The 4,149-nt window shown below is 74.2% G+C and carries 3 protein-coding genes; 1 reads left to right on the top strand and 2 read right to left on the bottom strand.

Annotated elements, in window-relative coordinates; translation table 11 throughout:
- Window positions 1-89: 89 nt before the first annotated feature.
- Window positions 90-1,208 (bottom strand): phosphoserine transaminase, encoded by a 1,119-nt coding sequence (gene serC / locus ACWDSL_RS52245; RefSeq protein ID WP_450496685.1) that lies wholly within the window; start codon window positions 1,206-1,208, stop codon window positions 90-92.
- Between the two features lie 10 nt (window positions 1,209-1,218).
- The gene (locus tag ACWDSL_RS52240) at window positions 1,219-1,647 is read right to left on the bottom strand and encodes a hypothetical protein (RefSeq protein WP_450496683.1); all 429 of its coding nucleotides are present in this window, start codon (window positions 1,645-1,647) and stop codon (window positions 1,219-1,221) included.
- 128 nt (window positions 1,648-1,775) lie between these two features.
- Here ACWDSL_RS52240 and ACWDSL_RS52235 point away from each other — a divergent pair.
- Window positions 1,776-4,149, top strand: a 2,374-nt coding sequence (locus tag ACWDSL_RS52235; protein ID WP_450496682.1) for an FAD-binding and (Fe-S)-binding domain-containing protein, incomplete at its 3' end; no start/stop codon positions are given.

Raw genomic sequence — 4,149 nt, 5'->3', positions numbered from 1 at the left:
GACCGGCCCCCTGGACACCCGGCAGCCCGCAACGGCCACCGGGCACCCAGCTCTGCCCCCACCCACCCTGAACTGCTGCTATTTACGCGTCAGAGGTGCTCGATGACGTAGTCGACGCAGGCGGTCAGCGCCTCCACGTCCGACGGCTCGACGGCCGGGAACATGGCGATCCGCAGCTGGTTGCGGCCCAGCTTGCGGTACGGCTCGGTGTCCACGATGCCGTTGGCCCGCAGCGTCTTGGCGACCGCGGCGGCGTCGATCTCGTCGTTGAAGTCGATCGTCCCGACGACCTGCGACCGCTTGGCCGGGTCGGTGACGAACGGCGTGGCGAACTTCGACTCCTCCGCCCAGCCGTACAGCGCGCCCGAGGAGGCCGCGGTGCGGCGTACGGCCCAGTCCAGGCCGCCCTGGCCGTTGATCCACTCCAGCTGGTCGTTGAGCAGGAAGAGCGTCGCGAGCGCCGGGGTGTTGTAGGTCTGGTTCTTCAGGGAGTTGTCGATCGCCGTCGGCAGCGAGAAGAACTCCGGGATGTGCCGGCCCGAGGCGTGCACCCGCGCGGCGCGCTCCAGCGCGGCGGGGGAGAAGGCCGCGATCCACAGCCCGCCGTCGGCGGCGAAGGACTTCTGCGGTGCGAAGTAGTAGACGTCCGTCTGGGCGATGTCGACGGGCAGACCGCCCGCGCCCGACGTCGCGTCCACCAGCACCAGCGCGCCCGCGTCGGCGCCCGCCACCCGCTCGAGCGGCATGGCGACACCGGTCGAGGTCTCGTTGTGGGTGAGGGCGTAGACGTCCACGCCGTCCTCCGCCCGCGGCAGCGGATGCGTGCCCGGGTCGGCGGAGATCACGGTCGGCTCGTCGAGCCAGGGCGCGAGCTTGGCGGCCTTGGCGAACTTGGACGAGAACTCGCCGAACGACAGGTGCTGGGACTTGGTCTCGATCAGGCCGTGGGTCGCGATGTCCCAGAAGGCGGTGGACCCGCCGTTGCCGAGGATCACCTCGTATCCCTCGGGAAGCTGGAACAGCTCGCGCACACCCTCGCGCACCTTGCCGACCAGGTTCTTGACCGGGGCCTGGCGGTGGGAGGTGCCGAGCAGAGAGCTTCCGGTGGCGGCCAGCGCACTCAGCGCCTCGGTGCGTACCTTGGAGGGGCCCGAGCCGAAGCGACCGTCGGCGGGCTTGATGTCAGCGGGAATCCGGATCTCAGCCACGGACGAAAGCCTAATCCGTCGGTATGCGCAGCCTCCCCTGGTGTCCACCCGATGAGACACGGTGTCTCTTCCCCGGGATGGCCCACGAGGCGCCGAGCGCGCCGCAGGCCACCAGCGCGAAGACGGCGAAAGCGCTGGTGTAGCCGGATTCGGCGGGAAAACCGGGGGCCGTGGCGGCCTTGGCGGGGCCCGCGGCGTCGAGGACCGCGACCCCGATCTGGGCGCCCACGGCACCCCCGACCGTGCGGGCGATCGTGTTGACGCCACCGGCCACCCCGATGTCCGCGGGCCCCGCCGTGTCCACGACCAGGTTCCCGAGCGCGGCGAACGACAGCCCGCCGCACGCCACACCCAGCCGCAGCGGCGCCCGGGCCCCGAACCGGTCCCGCAGCGGGGTGGTGAGCGGGCTGACCGCCGGCATCATGTTCGCGACCGGCATCAGCGCCAGACCCGCCTCGCCCGCCGAGGCCGCGAAGCCGTACCCGGCCGAGGGCGGCGGTCACCCTGGCCCGCAGGGAAGGCATGGTGACATTCTCATCCGGGCGCTGGCCGGGGACCATGGGAAGCATGGTTGATCACGAGGTAGACGGAGCTTATAGGGCAGTGGAAGCAGGGGACCTGGAGCGGGCGCTGCGCCGGGCCGTCCGCGGCGAGGTCTCGTTCGATACCGCGAGCCGCGCGCTGATGACGATGGACGCGTCCAACTACCGGCGGGTGCCCGCAGGGGTCGTCGCCCCGTACGACGCCGACGACGTCGCGGCCGCGCTCGCCGTATGCCGCGAGCGCGCGGTGCCCGTGGTGGCGCGCGGGGGCGGCACGTCGATCGCCGGACAGGCCACCGGGGTCGGCGTCGTCCTCGACTTCACCCGCCATATGCGCTCCATCGTCTCCCTCGACCCGGACGCGCGTACCGCCGTCGTCCAGCCCGGTGTGATCCTCGACGACCTGCGGGCGGCGGCCGGCGCGTACGGGCTGACCTTCGGCCCCGACCCGTCCACCCACAGCCGCTGCACCCTCGGCGGCATGATCGGCAACAACTCGTGCGGCTCCCACTCGGTCGCCTGGGGCACGACGGCCGACAACGTACGGGAGCTGGACGTCGTGACGTACGGCGGCGAACGGCTGCGCGCCGGGCGCGGCCTGGACGGGCTGCCGCCGCGGCTCCGGGACGGCCTGCGCGCCCTGGTCGACGCCAACCTCGCCCCGCTGCGCACCGGATTCCCCGAGCTGCCGCGCCGTATCTCCGGCTACGCGCTCGACGCGCTGCTGCCCGAGAAGGGCGCCGACGTGGCCCGCGCGCTCACCGGCAGCGAGGGCACCCTCGGCGTGCTGACCGAGGCGACCGTACGCCTCGTCGACGCGCCCGCCGCCCGCGCCCTCGCCGTCCTCGGCTACCCCGACGAGAGCGCCGCCGCCGAGGCCGCCCACACCCTGCTGCCCCACGGCCCGCTCACCGTCGAGGGCATGGCCGCCGACCTGGTCGCGGGGGCGACCGGGCTGCCGCGGGGCGGCGCCTGGCTGTTCGTCGAGGTCGGCGGCGAGACCCCGGACGAGGCCCGGGCCCGCGCCGAAGCCCTGGCCCGCGCGGCCTCCGACGCCACCACCGACCACACCGTCGTCGCCGACCCGGCCGGCCAACGCGCCCTGTGGCGAATCCGCGAGGACGCCTCCGGCACGGCCACCCGCATGCCGGACGGCAGCGAGGCCTGGCCCGGCTGGGAGGACTGCGCCGTACCGCCCGCCCGCCTCGGCGCGTATCTGCGCGACTTCCGCGCCCTGATGGCCCAGTACGGGCTGCGCGGCACGCCGTACGGGCACTTCGGCGACGGCTGCATCCACGTACGCATCGACTTCGACCTGCTGACCGATGCCGGGATCCGGGTCTTCCGCGGCTTCTCCACCGACCTCGCCGAACTCGTCGTCGCCCACGGCGGCTCCCTCTCCGGCGAACACGGCGACGGCCTGGCGCGCGCCGAACTGCTGCCCAAGATGTACGGCGACGACATGGTCCGGCTCTTCTCCCGCTTCAAGGACCTGTGGGACCCGGCGGGCGGCCTCAACCCCGGGGCCCTCGCCCGCCCGCAGCGCATGGAGGAGAACCTGCGCTTCGCCGTGCTGCCCCGGGGCCCGGTGGACGTCGAGTTCGGCTATCCGCACGACAACGGCGACTTCTCGGCGGCGGTGCGCAGGTGTGTGGGCGTCGCCAAGTGCCGCAACGAGTCCGTCTCCGGCGCGTCCGTGATGTGCCCCTCCTACCGCGCCACCGGCGAAGAACAGCACTCCACGCGCGGCCGGGCCCGCCTCCTGCATGAAATGCTCGCGGGCGACGTCGTACGCGACGGCTGGCGCTCGGAGGAGGTACGCGGGGCCCTCGACCTGTGTCTGTCGTGCAAGGGGTGCCGCAGCGACTGCCCGGTCGGGGTGGACATGGCGACGTACAAGGCGGAGTTCCTGCACCACCACTACGAGGGCCGGGTCCGCCCCGCCGCGCACTACTCGATGGGCCGGCTGCCGCTGTGGCTACGGGCCGGCGCCGTCCTCCGGGCGGCTCCGGTGCTCAACGCGCTGGCGGGGGTGGCGCCGCTGGCCGCGCTCGCGAAGCGAGCCGGCGGCATCGCGCCGGAACGCGACATCCCGGAGCTGGCCCCGGAGCCGTTCACCCGGTGGTGGCGCAGGCGGGTGCGGGGCGCGGCGCGGGGTGGCTCGGCCGGCGGCCCGGGCGCCGCTGGCTCGGCCGCCGTTGGCCCGGCCGCTGTTGGCCCGGCTGGCGGACCGGGCGCTGCCCCGGGCGGAGGTGGCATGTCCGCCATTGGGGGTTCCGCCGCGTGTGCCGCGAGCTCGCGTGGCGAGAGCCCGGACGCCGCTGGCTCGGCTACCGGACCGGGCGACGGTGCGGGCGCCCGGCCGGGCGGCGGTGGCGCGGCCGGCACGAGGCCGCCCG

Source organism: Streptomyces sp. NPDC000941, from assembly GCF_053599555.1.
Note: the sequence above shows the minus strand (reverse complement) of the source record. Positions and strands in the feature narration are given on the sequence as shown.